The sequence below is a fragment of the Bradyrhizobium sp. TM239 genome (assembly GCF_036247985.1).
GTDB lineage: Bacteria > Pseudomonadota > Alphaproteobacteria > Rhizobiales > Xanthobacteraceae > Bradyrhizobium > Bradyrhizobium ottawaense.
The window spans coordinates 1-17,604 of record NZ_BTIR01000012.1; the positions used below are offsets into that span (position 1 = coordinate 1).

Below are 17,604 nucleotides of genomic sequence, written 5' to 3' on the forward strand. Positions count from 1 at the left end.
TGATCTGTCCGGGCTAAACACTTGACCGGGCGATGACACGGCGTGTGTGGAGACGAAACGCGCTCGCTACTTCTTCCCCGCCTCCACCCGCGCCTTCTCCGCGTCCCATGCCTGGAATTGCTTGAACAGCGCTTCCCTGTCCGCGTCGGACACGTTTGCGGCCGTGGGGCTCTGCTTCAGGAACGCCTCGAATCGTTGCCGTGTCACCGGCTCGACGCCGTGCTTGTCGAGCCATTGCTGCGCCACCGGCAATCTGTTCCAACCCGACAGGGGCGCCGCGAGCGAGACCTCCTTCCACTTGGGATGGAATGGCGGGTTCTGGAGCGCCGGGAATTTCGTGAAGAACGCGTCCACGAACAGCGCGAGCTTGCGATAGCGCTCGGTGTTGGGCGCCCAGTTGTAGGCAGCGAGCACCGCCGGCACGGCGATGGTGTCCACGCTCTCGCCCTCCTTGATCAGGTTCGGATAGTCCTTGGTCGTCAGCGTCGCCGGCAGATAGTCGCTCTGGAGCGGCTTTGCATAGTCGACCTTGGCAAGATGGAAGCGGCCGTCATTGCCGAAGGTCGAGACTGATTTGTACGGCTTGCCGCCGACCACGATGACGGCGTCGATCTCACCGGCCTTCAGCTTCTCCATCGCGATGCGCTGCTCGACATAGACGAACTTCGCCTTGATGCCGAGTCGCTCGAACACGGTGAGCGCGGTGACGAAGGTGCCGCCGTTGGGCAGGTCGACGCTAACCGTCTTGCCTTCGAGATCCTTCAGCGTCGCGACAGATTTCGGCGCGATCACCTGCATCTCTTCGTTGTAGAGCTTGGTCACATAGGTGAATTGCTTCTTGATGTCCTTGGCAAAACCCTTGCGCTCGAGATAGTCGAGCGTGTCGGCCCGCACGATGCCGAGATCGACGCCTTGCAGGAACAGGATGTCGGCGACGCTCTGCACCGAGCCACGGCCGACGATCGGCAGCACGCGGATCCTGTTGCCGTCGTCGAGCACCGAGGCCAGGTCGGCGCCGAACTGCACGTAGGTGCCGCCGATCGTGCCGGTGATCAGCGTGACGGTGTTGGCGTTCAACGACTGCTTGGTCGAGGTCGAGCCGAACTGGAAGATGGCCTTCAGGCTGTCCGAGACCTTGGCCGGATCGTATTCGGTCTGCTGCTCGGCACGTGCCGCGAAGGCACAGATCGTCATGATGGCGGCAAGCGCCATTCCCAAAGCGTTACGCATGATATCCTCTAAAGCGTCTAGTGCTGAAGCTGGGCGAGACGCTGCCGCGCCTCCACCGATCCAAGTGCCGCGGCCTTCCGATACCAGTCGCGCGCGGCGGTCGCGTCAGCGGCGATGCGCCGCGAATCGCTGGTGCCCAGCACGGCCGGGTCATAGCTCTGCGCCAGCAGAAGCGCGGCCGTCGCATCCTGCGCATTGGCCGCGCGTTCGAGCAGCAGGCGGGCCGCAACGATATCGCCGACCCCCAACAGGCTCTTCGCGCGCGTCATCAACCCGGCCAGCGTGTCGGCGTCGAGCGTCCTGACCGGCTCAGGCGGTGCAGGCTGTGCCGCGACGGGCGCCGGTGCCTGCACCGGCTCTTGTGCTTGCAGCGCAACCTGATAGGCGGTCACTATCGCTTCGCGGCTTGGCACCGGCGGCGCAGGGAGGTCCCGTGGGTCGGCGCTCGCCAACGTCGTGTTGGTCACGCGGTCCGGATCCTTGGGCGAGGTCTGCGGTCTGGCCGGTGCGCTGACCGACGCCATGGCCTGGTCCGCCGCGATACCCACCCAGCTACCGGCATTGGCGGCGAAGAAGCCGCGAAAGTCCGACTGAAACAGTACGGCCAGAACTGCCAGGGTGGACACCGCCAGAACGGCCGCGAGAACACGCGGCGCAATTCTGGAACGCAACTCCACCGGCGTATATTCGCGTGGGTCCGGCGCACCGAGCGGATCGGACAGAAACAGCGGAATCGGATCGTCCTGCGAAAGATCGGCCCGTGCGGCGCGCGCACGGATAAAGGACGCGGTCGGCGGATGTGATGCGGCTCGATTGGAGTCGAGCGCCCTCGACTCCGTCGACGGGCGATGCGCCGTCGTCTCCATGGTGATGCTCCCCATACTAACGCAACGCAGGGGCATTCCCGGCTTCAGTCTTCTTGCTTTTGTCCAGAAGTGTCCCGCAAATGGAACCGGTAAAACGCCGTTTGAATCAGCCTAAAAAACGACGGCGGTTTGCGCGAATCGGGAAATAGTTGGGTTTGATTGCGGCGAGGCGGAGGAATGCACCGCAATTCTGGCGGTGATGGTTGAGGAAGGTTCAACCAGACGGCGCCGCACGAAAAAGCCGGCGCAGCTTCAGCGTCGCCGGCGATTCGAGCGGTGACAGTTGTGTATGTGGCGATGGCGACGCCTGCATCCTCACGGATGCAGGATCACCTTGCCCATGGCCTGACGTCCCGCGAGCACCTTCAGTGCATCCGCGGTCTGCGCCAGCGGGAAGGTGCGGTCGACATGCGATGAGATCTTGCCTTCCGCGGTCCACTTCACGAGCTTCTCGAGATTGGCGCGGTTCTTCTCCGGATTCTGCCGGGTCCAGGCGCCCCAGAACACGCCGCGGATGTCGCAGCCCTTCAAGAGTGCGAGGTTCAGCGGCATCTTCGGAATGTCGCCCGCGGCAAAGCCGATCACGAGGAAGCGGCCTTCCCACGCGATCGAGCGCAGCGCCTGCTCGGCGTAGGCACCGCCCACGGGATCGAAGATGATGTCGACGCCCTTGCCGCCGGTGAGCTTGCGCAGGCCCTCCTTCAGATCTTCCTTGGCGTAGTTCAGCGTCAGCTCGGCGCCATGCGCCTTCGCGAATTCAAGCTTCTCGTCCGACGAGGCGCAGGCGATCACCTTCAGGCCCATCAGCTTGCCGAGCTCGCAGGCGGCAAGGCCGGTGCCGCCGGCCGCACCTAACACCGCAAGGGTCTCGCCCGGCTTCGGGCTGGCGCGATCTTCCAGCGCATGCAGCGCGGTGCCGTAGATGATGATGATGCCGGCCGCGCGGTCGTAGTCGAGATTGTCGGGGATCTTCACGATCGAGGCCGCCGGCAGCGCGATCTTCTCGCGCGCGCCGTTGTGGCCGCAGGAGGCGACCACGCGATCGCCGACTTTCAGATCGGTCACGCCGGCGCCGATGCTCTCGATCACGCCCGCGACTTCCGCGGCCGGCGAGAACGGGAACGGCGGCTTGATCTGGTACTTGCCCTGAATCATCAGGATGTCGAAGAAGTTCAGCGCCGCCGCCTTGATCGCGATCACCGCTTCGCCGGGACCGGCCACCGGATCCGGCACGTCGGCGAGCACGAGATCGTCGGGCTGGCAATATTGCGAGCAGAGGATGGCTTTCATGGCGGCACCTTGGGCGTTTCGAGTGGAATTATAGTTTGGCCGTTTCTGCCGGATTTAGCGCGACCGGACAATCCGGATTCTTTTGTCAGTGACCTTGCCGCAGCCTATCCTCGCGTCATTGCGAGCCAACGGGTCCGCGCGAAGCGCGGTCCGATGACAGGCTCCGCGAAGCAATCCAGACTATTTCCGCAGAACGGACTCTGGATTGCTTCGCTGCGCTCGCAATGACAAACGAGAAGGATTCAAACGATGTTTGAAACAGGTCTGCTCGCGGGCAAGCGCATCCTCGTCACCGGCGGCGGATCGGGCCTCGGCGCCGCGATGGGACGCCGCTTCCTCGCGCTCGGCGCCGAGCTTGTCATCTGCGGTCGCAAGCTCGACCGGCTTGAGACAACCGCAGCCGAGATGCGCGCGCAGACCGGTGGCAAGGTCGCCACCATCGCCTGCGACATCCGCGACGGCGCCGCCGTCGACAGCATGATGGAGCAGATCTGGCGCGAGGCGCCGCTCGACATCCTCGTCAACAACGCTGCCGCGACCTTCATCGCGCAGAGCGAGCATCTGTCGTTCCGAGCGGCCGATGCGATCCTGGCGCCGACGCTGCATGGCGCAATGTACTGCACGCTCGCCGCCGGCAGGCGCTGGATCGAGGACAAGCACGGCGGCGTCGTGCTCTCGATCCTCTCGACCTCGACCATCACCGGCCGCGCCTTCACCGTGCCGTCGGCGATGGCGAAATCGGCGCTGCTGGCGATGACCAGAAGTCTCGCCGTGGAATGGGGGCCGAAAGGCATCCGCACCGTCGCCATCGCGCCGGGTCCGTTTCCGACCGCGGGCGCGTCGGGGCAGCTCCGCCCCGAAGGCCGTGACGAGGGCTGGACCGCGCGCAATCCGCTTGGCCGGACCGGAGAGCATGGCGAGCTTGCCGATCTCGCCAGCTTCCTGGTCTCGGACCGCGCTGCTTACATCAATGGCGAGATGGTCGTCATCGACGGTGGCGCGCATTTGCGCAGTTCCGGCGCCGAGGATTTGTTGCGTTGGACCGAGACGCAATGGGCCGACCAGCGCGCCGCGCGATCCAAAGCTTAAGGCGGCGCTGATACCGCTAACTGCCTTCCCAAATTGGACTTTCCCGGCTATCCCTGCCGCGGGGACAAAGCGCGGCCGGGCCATCTTCCAGTCACAATATTGAGGGAACCACTCCAGCATGTGGCGGGTGCTGATTTTAGCTTTGATGACTGGCGTGGCGGCCGGGGGGATCGCCGATTCTGCGCGGGCGCAGACGGCGCAACCGGCGCCGAAGGCCGCGGCAAAGCCGGCGGCGCCGACCGCCAATCCGACCGCAAAGACCGCTGCAAAGCCGGAGAGCAAACCGGCGGCCCCGCCAGCGGCGGTTGCGGGTGGCGCGGAGCCGACCCTGATCGGCCAGTTCGGCACCTGGGGCGCTTATTCGGCGACGCCCAACGGCAAGAAGGTCTGCTTCGCGCTGGCAAAACCCTCGTCGTCGAAGACCAATCCGCCGAATCGGCCGCGCGATCCCGCTTATGCCTTCGTCTCGACCCGTCCGGCCGAGAAGGTGAACAACGAAGTCTCGGTCATGATCGGCTATGCGCTGAAGCCGGGCTCGGAATCGTCGGTCGAGGTCGGCGGCGCCGCCTTCGCCATGTACACGCAGGGCGACGGCCTCTGGATCAAGAACGCGGCCGAGGAGGAGCGGATGGTCGAAGCCATGCGCAAATCCGCCGAGCTCGTCGTCAAGGGTGTCTCGGCCAAGGGCACCGAGACGACCGACACCTTCTCGCTGAAGGGCCTCGCCCAGGCGCTGGACAAGATTTCGCAGGATTGCCGGCGGTAGGCCTCCAGGCTTAGTCCTTTAAGGCTAAGCGACAGCCACGGTCGCAATCGACTGTTCCGGTTGCTATATAGGGCCGGTTCCACAATTTCGGCCGTCATGGCCGGGCTAAAGCGCGAAGCGCGTCTTCGCACCAGATGTCCCGGCCATCCACGCGCTAACCGCAGGCGGAAAAGAACGTGGATGCCCGGGACAAGCCCGGGCATGACGAGACAGCAGCAACCTCAGGCAACCAATGCAACCGACGACCGAGCCGCATAACGCAATCCTGGTGGAGAAGACGCCACTTGAGACCTATGTGCCGCCAGCGAGGCCCTCGCTGATCGGCCTGTCGCGCAGCGAGCTTGCCGATCGACTCGGCGAGATCGGTGTCGCGCCGGCGCAGCGCAAGATGCGGGTGCAGCAGCTCTGGCACTGGCTCTATTTCCGCGGCGCCCAAAGCTTTGACGATATGACCTCGATCTCGAAGGGCATTCGCGCCGAGCTCGCGCAGCATTTTACGGTCGACCGGCCCGAAGTCGTGGCCGAGCAGATCTCCAACGACGGCACCCGCAAATGGCTGCTGCGCCTGCCGAGCGGCGACAATGTCGAGCGTGCTCATGAAGTAGAGTGCGTCTACATTCCCGAAACCGATCGCGGCACGCTCTGCGTCTCCTCCCAGGTCGGCTGCACGCTGAATTGCTCCTTCTGCCACACCGGCACGCAGCGCCTGGTGCGCAATCTCACCGCCGGTGAGATCGTCGGACAGATCATGGTGGCGCGGGATCGATTGAATGATTGGGCCGATCGCGAGGACGGCACGCGCCGCGTCACCAACATCGTGATGATGGGGATGGGCGAGCCGCTCTACAATTTCGACGCGGTGCGCGATGCGCTGCTGATCGTCGGCGACAATGAGGGCATCGGCATCTCCCGCCGCCGCATCACGCTGTCGACCTCCGGCGTGGTGCCGAACATCGTGCGCGCCGGCGAGGAGATCGGCGTCATGCTCGCGATCTCGCTGCACGCGGTGCGCGACGAGCTGCGCAACGAGCTGGTGCCGCTCAACCGCAAATATCCGATCAAGGAGCTGCTGCAGGCTTGCCGCGACTATCCCGGCGCCTCGAACGCGCGCCGCATCACCTTCGAATATGTGATGCTCAAGGGCGTCAACGATTCGCTCGACGATGCGAAACTGCTGGTGAAGATGCTCAAGGGCATTCACGCCAAGATCAACCTGATCCCGTTCAATCCCTGGCCCGGCACGGCCTATGAATGCTCGGACTGGGACCAGATCGAAAAATTCTCCGAATACATCTTCAATGCCGGCTATTCCTCGCCGGTGCGCACGCCGCGCGGCCGCGACATCCTCGCCGCCTGCGGCCAGCTCAAGTCGGAGACCGAAAAGCTCAGCGCGCGGGAACGCGAGGCGCTGCGCGCCATGGCGATGACGGATTGAGGATGACACCGTACTCGACGTTCGTCATGGCCGGGCTTGACCCGGCCATCTGCGTTTATGAGCTGTCATTCCGGGGCGCGCGTAGCGCGAACCCGGAATCTCGAGATTCCGGATTCGGTGCTGCGCACCGCTCCGGAATGACGGTGACACGCAACAGGTCCATCAGATGTCCCTGATCGGTCGCCTCGTCATCATCTTCATCGGCTTCCTCGCCGCCTGTTTCGTCGGCGGCATGATCGTCGTCGTCGCGCTGCTGTTTCCGGAATTTGCCGATCTCGGGGCCGGTCCCGTCGATCAGGGTGCGATCGACATTTTGCTAGGCTTCGGCTTCATCTTCGTCTCAGGTTTTGCGCTGGTGCCGGCGGCGGTGATCGTGGCGATCACCGAAGCGCTCTACATCCGCAGCGCGCTCGCTTATGCCGTGGGCGGCGGCCTCGTCGGGCTTGCCTGCTATCTCGGCCTCGTTCCCTTTCACTCCGACACGTTTCAGTTCGAAGGTATCGTGCGGCGCCACCTGGAGATCATGACCGGCGCCGGCATCGTCGCCGGGATCGTCTATTGGTTGATCGCCGGCCGCAATGCCGGCGCCTGGCGCATCCCGCCGCCCCCGCGCCAGCCACCTCCGCCGCTGCCGTCGAATTCAAGGCCGGACGCGCGATGAGTCGTGCCGCTTCCGGGGTTTCCATCCCCGTCCCACTCCGCTAAACCGCGCGCCATGAACCGGACTGGACTCTTCATCGCCCTGGCGCTGTGGCTCGTCATTGGTGTCGTTTTCGGCCTCTATCCCGAGCTCGATCTCAAGCTCGCGTCGCTGTTCTTCGACCCTGAAACGAAGACCTTTCCGCTCAAGCTGAACGACTGGGCGGGCTTTGCGCGTGACGCCGCGATGTGGGTCGCATGGGCCTTCGTTGCGCCGTCGCTCGTCGCGCTCGTGGTCAAGATGATCCGGCCCGACCGTCCCTTGATGGTGTCGGGACGTGCGATCGTGTTCCTGCTGGTCACGATCATCATGTCGGCCGGCATTCTCACCAATCTCACCTTCAAGACCTATTGGGGCCGGCCGCGCCCGGTGGTGGTGACGGAGTTCGCCGGCGACCAGCAGTTCGTGGCCTGGTGGGATCCGCGCGGCGGCTGCGTGCGCAACTGCTCGTTCTTCTCGGGCGAGGGCGCGACCGCGTTCTGGACGCTGGCGCCGGCTGCACTGGCGCCGCCGGCATGGCGGCCGCTCGCCTATGCCGGCGCGGTGGTGTTCGGCGCCGTCACCAGCGGGCTGCGGATGGCGTTTGGCGGCCATTTCTTCACGGATGTGGCGATCGCCGGTCTCGTCAGTTTCGTCGTGATCTGGTTTGCCTACGCGCTGATTTACCGCTGGCCACGGACCCGGTTCTCGGACGAGGCGGTGGACGCCGCCCTGACCCGGCTGAACATGCCCGCCTACCGGCTCCGCCGGCGCCTGTTCGGCCGCAAGACCGGTCCCGAACCCTCGGTTTAAGCCATTAAATGCGTGCCGAGCCCCGCGAAATTTGATATTCGCGCGGTCAACCCGTCCATGACATCAGCCCTTGAGACCCGATTGGAAGCGCCATGACCACGATCCTGAAAAGCCTGCCCAAGGGTGAGAAAGTCGGCATCGCTTTTTCGGGCGGTCTCGACACCTCTGCGGCGCTGCTCTGGATGAAGCAGAAGGGCGCGCGCTGCTACGCCTACACTGCCAATCTCGGCCAGCCGGACGAGGCCGACTACAACGAGATCCCGCGCAAGGCGATGGAGTTCGGCGCCGAGAAGGCGCGTCTGGTCGATTGCCGCACGCAGCTGGTCCACGAAGGCATCGCCGCGATCCAGTCCGGCGCCTTCCACATCTCGACCGGCGGCATCACCTACTTCAACACCACGCCGCTGGGGCGCGCGGTGACCGGCACGATGCTGGTCGCGGCGATGAAGGAAGACGGCGTCAACATCTGGGGCGACGGTTCGACCTTCAAGGGCAACGACATCGAGCGCTTCTACCGTTACGGCCTGCTCACCAATCCCGGCCTGAAGATCTACAAGCCCTGGCTCGACCAGCAGTTCATCGACGAGCTCGGCGGCCGCGCCGAGATGTCGGCGTTCATGACCGCGCAGGGCTTCGCCTACAAGATGAGCGCAGAGAAGGCGTATTCGACCGACAGCAATCTGCTCGGCGCCACGCACGAGGCCAAGGATCTCGAAAGCCTCGACAGCGGCATCAAGATCGTCAACCCGATCATGGGCGTGCCGTTCTGGCGCGACGACTGCAACGTCAAGGCCGAGAAGGTCGTGGTGCGTTTTGAGGAGGGCCAGCCGACGGCGCTGAACGGCCAGACCTTCTCTGATCCCGTCGCGCTGTTTCTGGAAGCCAACGCGATCGGCGGCCGCCACGGCCTCGGCATGAGCGACCAGATCGAGAATCGTATCATCGAGGCCAAGAGCCGCGGCATCTACGAGGCGCCGGGCATGGCGCTGCTGCACATCGCCTATGAGCGCCTCGTCACCGGCATCCACAACGAGGACACTATCGAGCAGTACCGCATCAGCGGCATGCGTCTCGGCCGCTTGCTCTATCAGGGCCGCTGGTTCGATTCGCAGGCCCTGATGCTGCGCGAGACCGCGCAGCGCTGGGTCGCGCGCGCCGTCACCGGCGAGGTGACGCTGGAGCTGCGCCGCGGCAACGATTATTCGATCCTCAACACCGAGAGCCCGAACCTCACCTATGCGCCGGAGCGGCTCAGCATGGAGAAGGTCGAGGATGCCGCGTTCTCGCCGGCCGACCGCATCGGCCAGCTGACCATGCGTAACCTCGACATCGCCGACACCCGGACCAAGCTCGGTCTCTATTCGAAGACCGGTTTGCTGTCGGGCAGCGAAGGCTCGCAGATATTCAAGCTCGAGAACGACAAGGGCTGAGGCCCTCGCTGCCGTAGGGTGGGCAAAGCAAAAGCGTGCCCACCATCTTTCCGCGACCGAGATAGCGGTGGGCACGGCGCTCACGCGCCTTTGCCAACCCTGCGATTGCGCGTAGCCCCCTTGGAGCTACGCGCTTAATGACGATGTCATGCTCGACCATTACGGTTCCGCTTCTGTTGGAAACGGAATCGCGGAGCATCGCGCATGGTCAAGGGATCGGCACTCGCCTCTCTCATCGTCCTTATTGGGACATCGTCATTGTCGGCGCAGACGATCTATCCGATCGATCGTGCCGAGATCCTGGCCGGCGCGCAGTTCGACTTCAAGGTCGAGTTTCCCGGGCCGGTCGATCCGGCCAAGCTGAAGGTGACGGTGAACGGCGCGGACTATGCGACCGCGTTCGGCCGTTCGGCGACCTTCATCGAGCGCGAGGACGGCAAGGAGCAGTCGGCGCTGATCCTGCGCGACGTCACGCTGACCACGCCGGGCAGCATTGCCGTCGATGTGGGCGACGGCACGCGCCAGCGCAGCGTCACATGGACGGTCTACGACACGGGTCCGCGCAAGGCCAAGAACGTCATCCTGTTCATCGGTGATGGCATGTCGCCGGCGCATCGGGTCGCAGCCCGAATCCTGTCCAAGGGCATTGCGGAGGGCAAGAGCCGCGGCAAGCTCGCCATCGACGACATGCCTCATATGGCCCTGGTGGCGACCGCAGGCTCGGACTCGATCATCACGGACTCCGCGAACTCGGCCAGCGCCTATGCGACCGGGCACAAGAGTGCCGTCAACGCCCTCGGCGTCTACGCGGATCGCACCGCAAGCCCGTTCGACGATCCCCGGGTCGAAACCATCACGAGCCTCGCGAGGAGGCGGCTGGGCATGGCGATTGGTGTCGTCACCAATACCGAGATCGAAGACGCAACGCCGGCCGCGATGGTCGCGCACACCCGCCGGCGCGCCGCCTATGACGAGATCGTCGAGCAGTTGTTTGCGGCCAAACCGGATGTGCTGATGGGCGGCGGCAGCGCGAATTTTCTGCCGAAGTCGGCCGCCGGCTCGAAACGCAAGGACGAGACCGACTACATCGCGAAGGTTCGTGATGCAGGCTATGAGGTCGCGACATCAGCCGGCGAGCTCGGCTCTGCCGCCGCAAAGCCGGAGACCGGCAAGCTGCTCGGCCTGTTCGCCGCCGGCAACATGGACGGCGTGCTCGACCGCAAATTCCTGAAGGGCGGCGGCGTGAAGAAGTTTCCCGAGCAGCCTGATTTGACCGAGCAGGTGCAGGCAGCGCTGAACATCCTGGCGAAGAACGAGGCCGGCTTCTTCCTGATGGTCGAATCCGGACTGATCGACAAATATGCGCATGTGCTCGACATGGAGCGGGCCGTCTATGACACGATCATGCTCGACAATGTGGTGCGCCAGACCCGCGAATGGGCGCGTGCGCGGGGCGACGATACCCTCATCCTGGTGCTCGCGGACCACAATCATCCCAACAGCCTTGTCGGCACGATCAACGACGACATGAGCGCCACGCCTAACGTTTCCTTGCGCGAGCGCGTCGGCGTCTACGAGCAGGCCGGATTTCCCAATTATCCGGCGCCCGATGCGGATGGCTATCCGTCACGCGTCGATGTCAGCCGCCGGCTCGCGATCTTCTCGGCCAGCCTGCCGGACCACTACGAGACGTTCCGCCCGAAGCTCGACAATCCGAACGAGCCCACCGTGAAGGCGGGCGACGACGGGACCTTCAAGGCCAACGACAAATACAAGGACGTCCCGGGCGCGGTGCTGCGCCCGGGCAATCTGTCGGCGATGATCGGCGCCAGTGTGCATTCGGGCGAGGACGTCATCCTCACGGCGACCGGGCCCGGCAGCGAGCGCGTGCACGGCTCGATGGACAATACCGAGGTCTTTCGCCTCATGGTCGACGCGCTCGGTCTGGCCGCCGGGCAGTAGCCGCCACGCGCGGTCCAAACAAAAATGGCCGGGATTGCTCCCGGCCATTTGCATTTGCGTTTGCGTTTCGCCTCAGCGCGGCGGCGCGGTGCCGGCCGGGGGCGGCGGCAGCGAGGCCTGGCCGCCGTTGAGCAACGGCGTGATGTTGCGGATGGTCACGCGACGGTTGATCGCGCTCGACCCCTGCGTCTGCTCCTTCAGGTACTGCTCGCCGTAGCCCTGCGACGTCAGGTTCTCCGCGGGCACACCGAACTGCTGCGTCAGCAGCTCGGCTGCGGATTGCGCACGACGATCCGACAGCGACAGATTGTCGACCTCGTTGCCGACCGCGTCGGTGTGTCCCTCGATCAGGAACACCTCGCGCGGATTGCGCTGGATCGCCTGGTTGAGGCCGTCGGCGATCACCTGCAGCCGGGCCGCCTGGTCCGGCGGGATGGTCCACGATCCCGTCTCGAAGATGATCGTGTTGACGTCGATGCTCGGCATCTGCATGCGAACATTGGGGCTGTAGCGGATCTCGTCGAGCGAGTACCGCCGATCGATCCGCTGCACCGGCGGTGCAACCATCGTTTGGTAGATCACGTCCGGCGACGCTTCCTGGGCGTCGACGATGTAGCGATCATAGGGAATGTTCACGACCGGCGGCGGCACGTCGACATAGAAGCCGCCGACCGCCCGCGGATCGCGGTAGGTGTTGTCGATGATGATGACCTCGCGCCCGCGGGGGTCCCTGCGGATTCGCCGCAGCAGCGAACCGTCCGCGCCGACCACGGTGATCACCTCGCTGCCGTCGGGACGGACCACGACGGTGCGGGTCTCACCGCCGACGGTGTCGGTGCGGATGTCGCGGGCGCCATAGCGGAAGCGATAGAGGTCGTTGCCGCGGACGTAAGCCTGCCCGCCCGGATCGCGGATGATGATGCGGTCCGGCTCGGTATAGACGGTGCGGCCGCCTTCGACGACCTCGCGTCGCTGGCTGTGCATGTCGGCAATGGTGGCGCCGATCACCGCGCCCGCCACCACGCCTGCACCAATCGCGAGCGGGGTCAGGTCGCGCTGCTGCGGGCGCGGCGGAGGCGGCAACGGCGCGGCGATCGTCGGGGCGGTCCGGAAGGCCGGCGCAACCGTCGGCGGAGTGTTCCGCACCCTGTCGGGCGGCGGGGTTGCGGCCGCCGAGCCCGGCACGATGCTCGGTGCCGCGACGCCGGCGGGAGGCGCCGGCGGCCGGGGCGGGGCACCAGCCTGCGGACCTGCAGCCGGGGTTCCGGCTGCGGGCGGCGTTCCACCCTGCTGGCCAGGAGTCGGCGTCGCAGTCGGGGCTGGAGTCGCGCCGGGGGCCGGCGTTGCCGAACCTGGGCGTCCGGGCGGCGGCGTCGGCGTTCCACCGGGAGCAGGCGCTGCCGTCGGAGCGGGCGCGGCACCAGGAGCCGGCGATCCTGCAGCCGGAGGCGTGCCGGGACGTCCGCCGGGTGGCGGTGCGCCGGGGCGGCCAGCGGGTGGTGCGCCGGGCGTGCTGCCCGGAGCCGGCGTTGCGGTCGGCGCAGGTGTTGTCGTTGGCGCGGGTGTCGCAGTCGGGGCAGGCGCGGCGGTCGGAGCAGGCGCTCCCGGCCGTGCCGTCGGCGCTGCGGGCGCCGGAGAAGGCGTCGCCGTGGGCGCCGGGCCGGGGCGGCCCGGAGGCGTTGCTGCAGGCGGCGGCGCTGGCGGCGTCGGGGCCGGACGTGCTGCGGGAGGCGGCGGCGTCGGCGCGTGCTGCGGGGCCGCGGCAGGAGGCGGTGCCGGCGGCGTGGGAGCCGGGCGTGCCGCTGGCGGCGGAGGCGGAGGTGTCGGGGCGTGCTGCTGCGGCGCCGCGGCCGGAGGCGGCGAGGGCTGCTTCGGTGCGGCAGGGGGCGGGGGTGGCGGCGGCGGCGCCGGACGGGCCGCAGGTGGCGGCGGAGGCGGTGGCGGCGCGGCGGGACGCGGCGGTGCGGCTGCCGGCGGCGGCGCAGCGGGCGGGTGGGGCGGTGCAGCGGCGGGCGGCGGAGCGGCCGGGCGCGCGGGCGCAGCAGGCGGCGCAGCCGCGGGACCCTTCGGCGGCTGCTTCGGTTTTCCGTCAGGGCCCGTGTCTTGAGGCTGCGCCTGCGCGACCACGAGCGGCGGCGCACTTTGCGCTTGCGATGCGGAGCTTGCGAATTGCATCGCGGTCAGAGCCGTCGTCGCGAGCAGCACGAAACGAAGATTGGTCATGGTGGTGAACTTCCCCGGAAGGTTCTTTGACGAAGTGTTGGGATGAACAGCTACGCGTTAGGCCGGATTGTGGCGGGCGAAGCGGTCGCGGCCCGATTTATTTCTGCACGGAAATCACGTCACTCCGGCAACGTTCATTGCGCATTCAGACGCTGGTTGCAATTGCCCCGCATGTGATCGGCCGCTTCACGCGTGCTTCCGCAGCGGAATTGCATCGGTCGCAGGATTCGGCGTCAGCGGCCCGTTCGGCCCGCGCGACGGAATCTCTTCGGGCATGCGGCCCGGCAATTCGTCGGGCCGCGGTGGCGAGCCGGGTTCGCGCACCGGCGGCGTGATTTCAGGCTGCGGATTGCCCGGCGGAATGCCGGGTGGCGGTTCGGCGGGAGTCCCCGGTGTTGCCGGCGGAATCTCGGGCGGTTCGATCGGCATCGGCATCATCGGGATCAGTTGTCCGGGGAAGGACAACGATGATGTGGCGCCGATGTTCCTCATCGCATCGCGCGGGCTCTGACTTATTCCGGCGCGTGGCACACGGCCTCGATGTTGTGACCGTCAGGGTCGAGCACGAAGGCGCCGTAGTAATTCGCATGGTAATGCGGGCGGATGCCGGGCGGGCCGTTGTCGCGTCCGCCGGCCGCGATGGCCGCCTTGTAGAAGGCATCGACGGTGGCGCGGTCGCGGGCCGAGATCGCGACATGCACCGGCTTGTTCATGGCGCCTTCGCCGCCGATCCAGAAGTCCGGCTTGCCGTCGGCGCCGAAGCCTGCGGCGGCAGCGTGGCCGGTCTGCTCCGCCGTGACTTCCATGATCAGGCCGTAGCCGAGCGGAGCCAGCGCCTTGGCGTAGAATGCCTTGGCGCGCTCATAGTCGGAGACGGAGAAACCCAGATGGTCGATCATCGTAACCTCCTTCGTCGTTCAGCGTGAGAGGAACGTATTGCTTCGTGTCTTGCGCATGATCGCGAATCCGCGCGCGACCATGTCGGCAATACAATCCTGCTGCCATTCGTTGTGTGACAGATGCTCGATGACGACCGCGCGCGGCCATAGCGGGGGTGGTGCATCGCGGAAGAAGCCGATCAGCACGCGGTCCTCAAAACCCTCGACGTCGATCTTCAGCGAGTCGATTTGCGTGACGCCGGCCTCGTCGAGAATGCGCGTCAGCCGCAGCGACGGCACCTTGATGGCCTCGGCGCTCGCCGTGCCGGTGACGACGTGCGTGGCGCCAAGGTTACCGCCGCCACTCTCGATCATCAGCTCGCCGTCTTCATCGCCCGCCGCGGCCTGCACCAGGCGCACCTGCGGCGTCTCCGATGCGGCGTGGTTGAACGAGAGCCGCGCGAACGTCATGGGATGCGGCTCGATCGCAACCACCTTGCCCCTGGTGCCGACCTGCCGCGCCATCACCAGCGCAAAAGTGCCGACATTGGCGCCGACGTCGACGAACACGCCGCCCGCGGGAGTGTGCTGGCGCAGAAAGTCGAGCTCGTCGAGATTGTAATCGGGATTGAACAGCGCGCCGCGCTCCGTCGCGCTGCCCTGGTGGTAGAAGCGGAACGATGCGCCCTGATATTGCACGTCGACAGGGCCGCCGCGCAGCAGGTTGACCAGCCGCGACATCCAGGGCCGGAACGCGCCGCGCTTCAGCCCCGACTGCTGTGCGAGGCGAATGATCGCAGCCTGCGCCGCATTGGGCGCAAACGCGCCGAACGGCGCGGACGAAGGGGCGTTGTCGGTCGTCAAGCAGGCGGTCCTCGTTGCAAGCGGCGCATGCATAGCCGGTTTTGATGCGGACTCCAACGCTCGATGCGAGCCGTAATCTCGCTGTCGTCGCCTGGGACGCGGGGAGAGAGTACTACGCCGCCTTCTTCGGGGCTTTGCGCTGCCGCAGAAATCGCCCGAGCAGCCTGCGCTTGCCCTTGCGCGGGATCAGCTCGATGTCGCTGACGAGCTTGGCGCCGCCCTTGCGGCGTTCCAGCACGATCTTGCGGCTGTGGAAGGCCTCCAGCTCGGCACGATGCGCGACGCTGACGATGGTCGCCTTCGGCAGCGCGTCGGTGACCGTCTTCATCATCTTGTCCTGGCTCTTCTCGTCGAGCGCCGAGGTCGCCTCATCCAGCACGACGATATCGGGGTTGTGCAGCAACAGCCGCGCGAAGGCGAGACGCTGTTTCTCGCCGCCTGACAGCGTTTGGTCCCACGGACCCTCTTCCTCGATCTTCTCCTTGAGATGATCGAGGCCGACCTTGTGCAAGGCTTCGCCGATCTCCTCCACGGTCCAGTGGTCGGCGGCGCCCGGATAGGCAACCGCGCGGCGCAGCGAGCCGGAGGGTACGTAGGGCCGCTGCGGCAGCATGAACAGGCGCCGGTCGGCATGGAAATTGACGCTGCCGCCGCCCCAGGGCCAGAGGCCTGCGATGGCGCGCACCAGCGTGCTCTTGCCGGTGCCGGATTCGCCGGCGACCAGCAGCCGTTCGCCCGACTCGATCACCACCTCGGTCTCGCCGACCACGGCCGTGCCGTCGTCGAGCGAGACCGACAGATCCTTCATCTCCAGGATGGCGTCGTTGCTGGTCTCGCCGCGCTTGATGCGGCCAAAACCGTCGCCCTGCTCGGCGCGTTCGAGTCCGTCGAGCGACATCATCAGCGAGGCGATGCGGCGCGCGCAGGCGTTCCAGTCGGCAAGCCGCGGATAATTGTCGACCAGCCAGCCGAACGCGCTCTGCACGATGGTGAAGGCGGAGGCCGCCTGCATCACCTGTCCCAGCGTCATGCTGCCGTCGAGGAATTTTGGCGCGCAGAGCAAAAGGGGCACGACCGGCGCAACCAGGCTCGAGCCCTGCGACACCAACGTGGTGCGCATGTGCTGACCGGCGAGCCGCGCCCATTGCCGGAGCACGCCGGCGAAGTTGCGGTCGATGCCGTCGCGCTCTTCCTCCTCGCCGCCCAGCAGTGCGATGCTCTCGCCGTTCTCGCGCACGCGCGTCAGCGTGTAGCGGAAATCGGCTTCGGCCTGGTTCTTGTCCTCGGAGACCTGCACGAAGCGCCGCCCGATCACCAGGATGGAGCCCGAGGCGATCGCGGCATAGAGCATCGCGGCGATCACGAGGAAGCCGGGAATGGTGAGCGTCGAGCCGCCGAACGTGACGGTGAGCGCGCCGCCGATGGTCCAGAGCACGACGATGAAGGTCGCGGCCGAGAGCAGCGCCGAGGTGACGCCGGCGAGGAAATCGACCGGCGAATCGGTGGCGACGCGCAGATCCTCCGCAATCCGGTATTCCGGATTTTCGTGGTCGCCGCGGACGAGGTTGAGCTGGTAGTAGCGCCCGTTCGTGAGCCAGCGCGTCAGCACGCTCGCCGTGAGCCAGGCCCGCCAGCGCCGCTGGATGCCCATGCGCGCGAACACCTGGATGACGCCGAGCACGATGCTGCCGATCGCGAGCGGGAAGAACAACGCGGTGAGATGGAAGACGGCGGTCGCATCGCGCTTCTCGATCGCGTCGAAGATCGCCCGGTTCCAGACATTGATGCCGTATTGGAAGCCGACGGTCAGGACGATCAGCACGCCGAGGCCGATCGAGAACGGCCAGGCCAGGCGATCGCCGTTGCGTCCCCAGAAGCTGCGCGCGCTGATCCAGAACCGCGTCAGCAGATAATCCTTGCGGGCCTGCTCGGCTTCCTCGGGTGAGAGCTCCGGGTCAGGCTCGAGCAATTCGGGCGGTGGTGCGGCGACCTCGTCGCCATTCTCGCCCTTGATCCCGACGATGGGCGGCTTAGGGCCCTGTTCGCGCTTGGCGGCCGGAGTGTGCATGAGCGGACAAC

At 66.2% G+C, this 17,604-nt stretch carries 15 protein-coding genes; 7 read left to right on the plus strand and 8 right to left on the minus strand.

The window, feature by feature from the left end; all coding sequences use genetic code 11:
• Window positions 1–66 precede the first annotated feature (66 nt).
• From AABA84_RS21410 to AABA84_RS21420, 3 genes are all read right to left on the minus strand, one after another.
• Complete coding sequence (locus AABA84_RS21410; RefSeq protein ID WP_338309199.1) at window positions 67–1,230, minus strand: TAXI family TRAP transporter solute-binding subunit; 1,164 nt, start codon at window positions 1,228–1,230, stop codon at window positions 67–69.
• Window positions 1,231–1,247: 17 nt separating this feature from the next.
• The gene (locus AABA84_RS21415) at window positions 1,248–2,096 is read right to left on the minus strand and encodes a hypothetical protein (RefSeq protein ID WP_338309200.1); all 849 of its coding nucleotides are present in this window, start codon (window positions 2,094–2,096) and stop codon (window positions 1,248–1,250) included.
• A 315-nt stretch (window positions 2,097–2,411) separates the two neighbouring features.
• A complete protein-coding gene (locus AABA84_RS21420; RefSeq protein WP_122400343.1) occupies window positions 2,412–3,386 on the minus strand; it encodes an NADPH:quinone oxidoreductase family protein in 975 nt (324 codons plus the stop codon).
• 249 nt (window positions 3,387–3,635) lie between these two features.
• Here AABA84_RS21420 and AABA84_RS21425 point away from each other — a divergent pair, with 249 nt between their 5' ends.
• The 7 genes from AABA84_RS21425 (at window position 3,636) to AABA84_RS21455 (ending at window position 11,560) form a co-directional block, all read left to right on the plus strand.
• Window positions 3,636–4,475 (plus strand): SDR family oxidoreductase, encoded by an 840-nt coding sequence (locus tag AABA84_RS21425; protein WP_212243081.1) that lies wholly within the window; start codon window positions 3,636–3,638, stop codon window positions 4,473–4,475.
• 118 nt (window positions 4,476–4,593) lie between these two features.
• Complete coding sequence (locus tag AABA84_RS21430) at window positions 4,594–5,241, plus strand: invasion associated locus B family protein (RefSeq protein WP_338309201.1); 648 nt, start codon at window positions 4,594–4,596, stop codon at window positions 5,239–5,241.
• A gap of 232 nt (window positions 5,242–5,473) precedes the next feature.
• Window positions 5,474–6,676 carry a 23S rRNA (adenine(2503)-C(2))-methyltransferase RlmN gene (rlmN, locus tag AABA84_RS21435; protein ID WP_338309202.1) on the plus strand — a complete coding sequence of 401 codons (1,203 nt, stop codon included), beginning with the start codon at window positions 5,474–5,476 and terminating at the stop codon, window positions 6,674–6,676.
• Window positions 6,677–6,842: 166 nt separating this feature from the next.
• On the plus strand, window positions 6,843–7,337 hold the full coding sequence (locus AABA84_RS21440) for a hypothetical protein (RefSeq protein WP_338309203.1): 495 nt from the start codon (window positions 6,843–6,845) through the stop codon (window positions 7,335–7,337).
• Between the two features lie 54 nt (window positions 7,338–7,391).
• Window positions 7,392–8,168: a phosphatase PAP2 family protein gene (locus AABA84_RS21445; protein WP_212243075.1), complete on the plus strand. Its 777-nt coding sequence runs from the start codon at window positions 7,392–7,394 to the stop codon at window positions 8,166–8,168.
• A 92-nt stretch (window positions 8,169–8,260) separates the two neighbouring features.
• Window positions 8,261–9,598, plus strand: coding sequence for an argininosuccinate synthase (gene argG, locus AABA84_RS21450; protein WP_212243073.1), 1,338 nt, complete (start codon window positions 8,261–8,263; stop codon window positions 9,596–9,598).
• A 204-nt stretch (window positions 9,599–9,802) separates the two neighbouring features.
• Window positions 9,803–11,560 carry an alkaline phosphatase gene (locus tag AABA84_RS21455; RefSeq protein ID WP_338313024.1) on the plus strand — a complete coding sequence of 586 codons (1,758 nt, stop codon included), beginning with the start codon at window positions 9,803–9,805 and terminating at the stop codon, window positions 11,558–11,560.
• Between the two features lie 72 nt (window positions 11,561–11,632).
• Here AABA84_RS21455 and AABA84_RS21460 read toward each other — a convergent pair whose 3' ends face one another.
• The 5 genes from AABA84_RS21460 to AABA84_RS21480 form a co-directional block, all read right to left on the minus strand.
• Window positions 11,633–13,783, minus strand: coding sequence for an OmpA family protein (locus tag AABA84_RS21460; RefSeq protein ID WP_338309467.1), 2,151 nt, complete (start codon window positions 13,781–13,783; stop codon window positions 11,633–11,635).
• A 186-nt stretch (window positions 13,784–13,969) separates the two neighbouring features.
• Window positions 13,970–14,212: a hypothetical protein gene (locus tag AABA84_RS21465; RefSeq protein ID WP_338309468.1), complete on the minus strand. Its 243-nt coding sequence runs from the start codon at window positions 14,210–14,212 to the stop codon at window positions 13,970–13,972.
• 83 nt (window positions 14,213–14,295) lie between these two features.
• Window positions 14,296–14,682, minus strand: a complete 387-nt coding sequence (locus AABA84_RS21470; protein WP_212252122.1) for a VOC family protein — start codon at window positions 14,680–14,682, stop codon at window positions 14,296–14,298.
• Between the two features lie 18 nt (window positions 14,683–14,700).
• A complete protein-coding gene (locus AABA84_RS21475) occupies window positions 14,701–15,525 on the minus strand; it encodes an FkbM family methyltransferase (RefSeq protein ID WP_338313026.1) in 825 nt (274 codons plus the stop codon).
• Between the two features lie 112 nt (window positions 15,526–15,637).
• Entirely contained in the window at window positions 15,638–17,593 is a 1,956-nt protein-coding gene (locus AABA84_RS21480) for an ABC transporter ATP-binding protein/permease (protein WP_338313027.1), read from the minus strand.
• Window positions 17,594–17,604 lie beyond the last annotated feature (11 nt).

Excerpts from the sequence above, each read along its gene's own strand:
- AABA84_RS21430 (WP_338309201.1), top strand. The coding sequence starts at position 4,594 with ATGTGGCGGGTGCTGATTTTAGCTTTGATGACTGGCGTGGCGGCCGGG.
- rlmN (WP_338309202.1), top strand. The coding sequence starts at position 5,474 with ATGCAACCGACGACCGAGCCGCATAACGCAATCCTGGTGGAGAAGACG.
- AABA84_RS21415 (WP_338309200.1), bottom strand. The coding sequence starts at position 2,096 with ATGGAGACGACGGCGCATCGCCCGTCGACGGAGTCGAGGGCGCTCGAC.
- AABA84_RS21460 (WP_338309467.1), bottom strand. The coding sequence starts at position 13,783 with ATGACCAATCTTCGTTTCGTGCTGCTCGCGACGACGGCTCTGACCGCG.
- AABA84_RS21440 (WP_338309203.1), top strand. The coding sequence starts at position 6,843 with ATGTCCCTGATCGGTCGCCTCGTCATCATCTTCATCGGCTTCCTCGCC.
- AABA84_RS21465 (WP_338309468.1), bottom strand. The coding sequence starts at position 14,212 with ATGCCGATCGAACCGCCCGAGATTCCGCCGGCAACACCGGGGACTCCC.
- AABA84_RS21420 (WP_122400343.1), bottom strand. The coding sequence starts at position 3,386 with ATGAAAGCCATCCTCTGCTCGCAATATTGCCAGCCCGACGATCTCGTG.
- AABA84_RS21470 (WP_212252122.1), bottom strand. The coding sequence starts at position 14,682 with ATGATCGACCATCTGGGTTTCTCCGTCTCCGACTATGAGCGCGCCAAG.
- AABA84_RS21445 (WP_212243075.1), top strand. The coding sequence starts at position 7,392 with ATGAACCGGACTGGACTCTTCATCGCCCTGGCGCTGTGGCTCGTCATT.
- AABA84_RS21455 (WP_338313024.1), top strand. The coding sequence starts at position 9,803 with ATGGTCAAGGGATCGGCACTCGCCTCTCTCATCGTCCTTATTGGGACA.
- AABA84_RS21410 (WP_338309199.1), bottom strand. The coding sequence starts at position 1,230 with ATGCGTAACGCTTTGGGAATGGCGCTTGCCGCCATCATGACGATCTGT.
- AABA84_RS21425 (WP_212243081.1), top strand. The coding sequence starts at position 3,636 with ATGTTTGAAACAGGTCTGCTCGCGGGCAAGCGCATCCTCGTCACCGGC.
- argG (WP_212243073.1), top strand. The coding sequence starts at position 8,261 with ATGACCACGATCCTGAAAAGCCTGCCCAAGGGTGAGAAAGTCGGCATC.
- AABA84_RS21480 (WP_338313027.1), bottom strand. The coding sequence starts at position 17,593 with ATGCACACTCCGGCCGCCAAGCGCGAACAGGGCCCTAAGCCGCCCATC.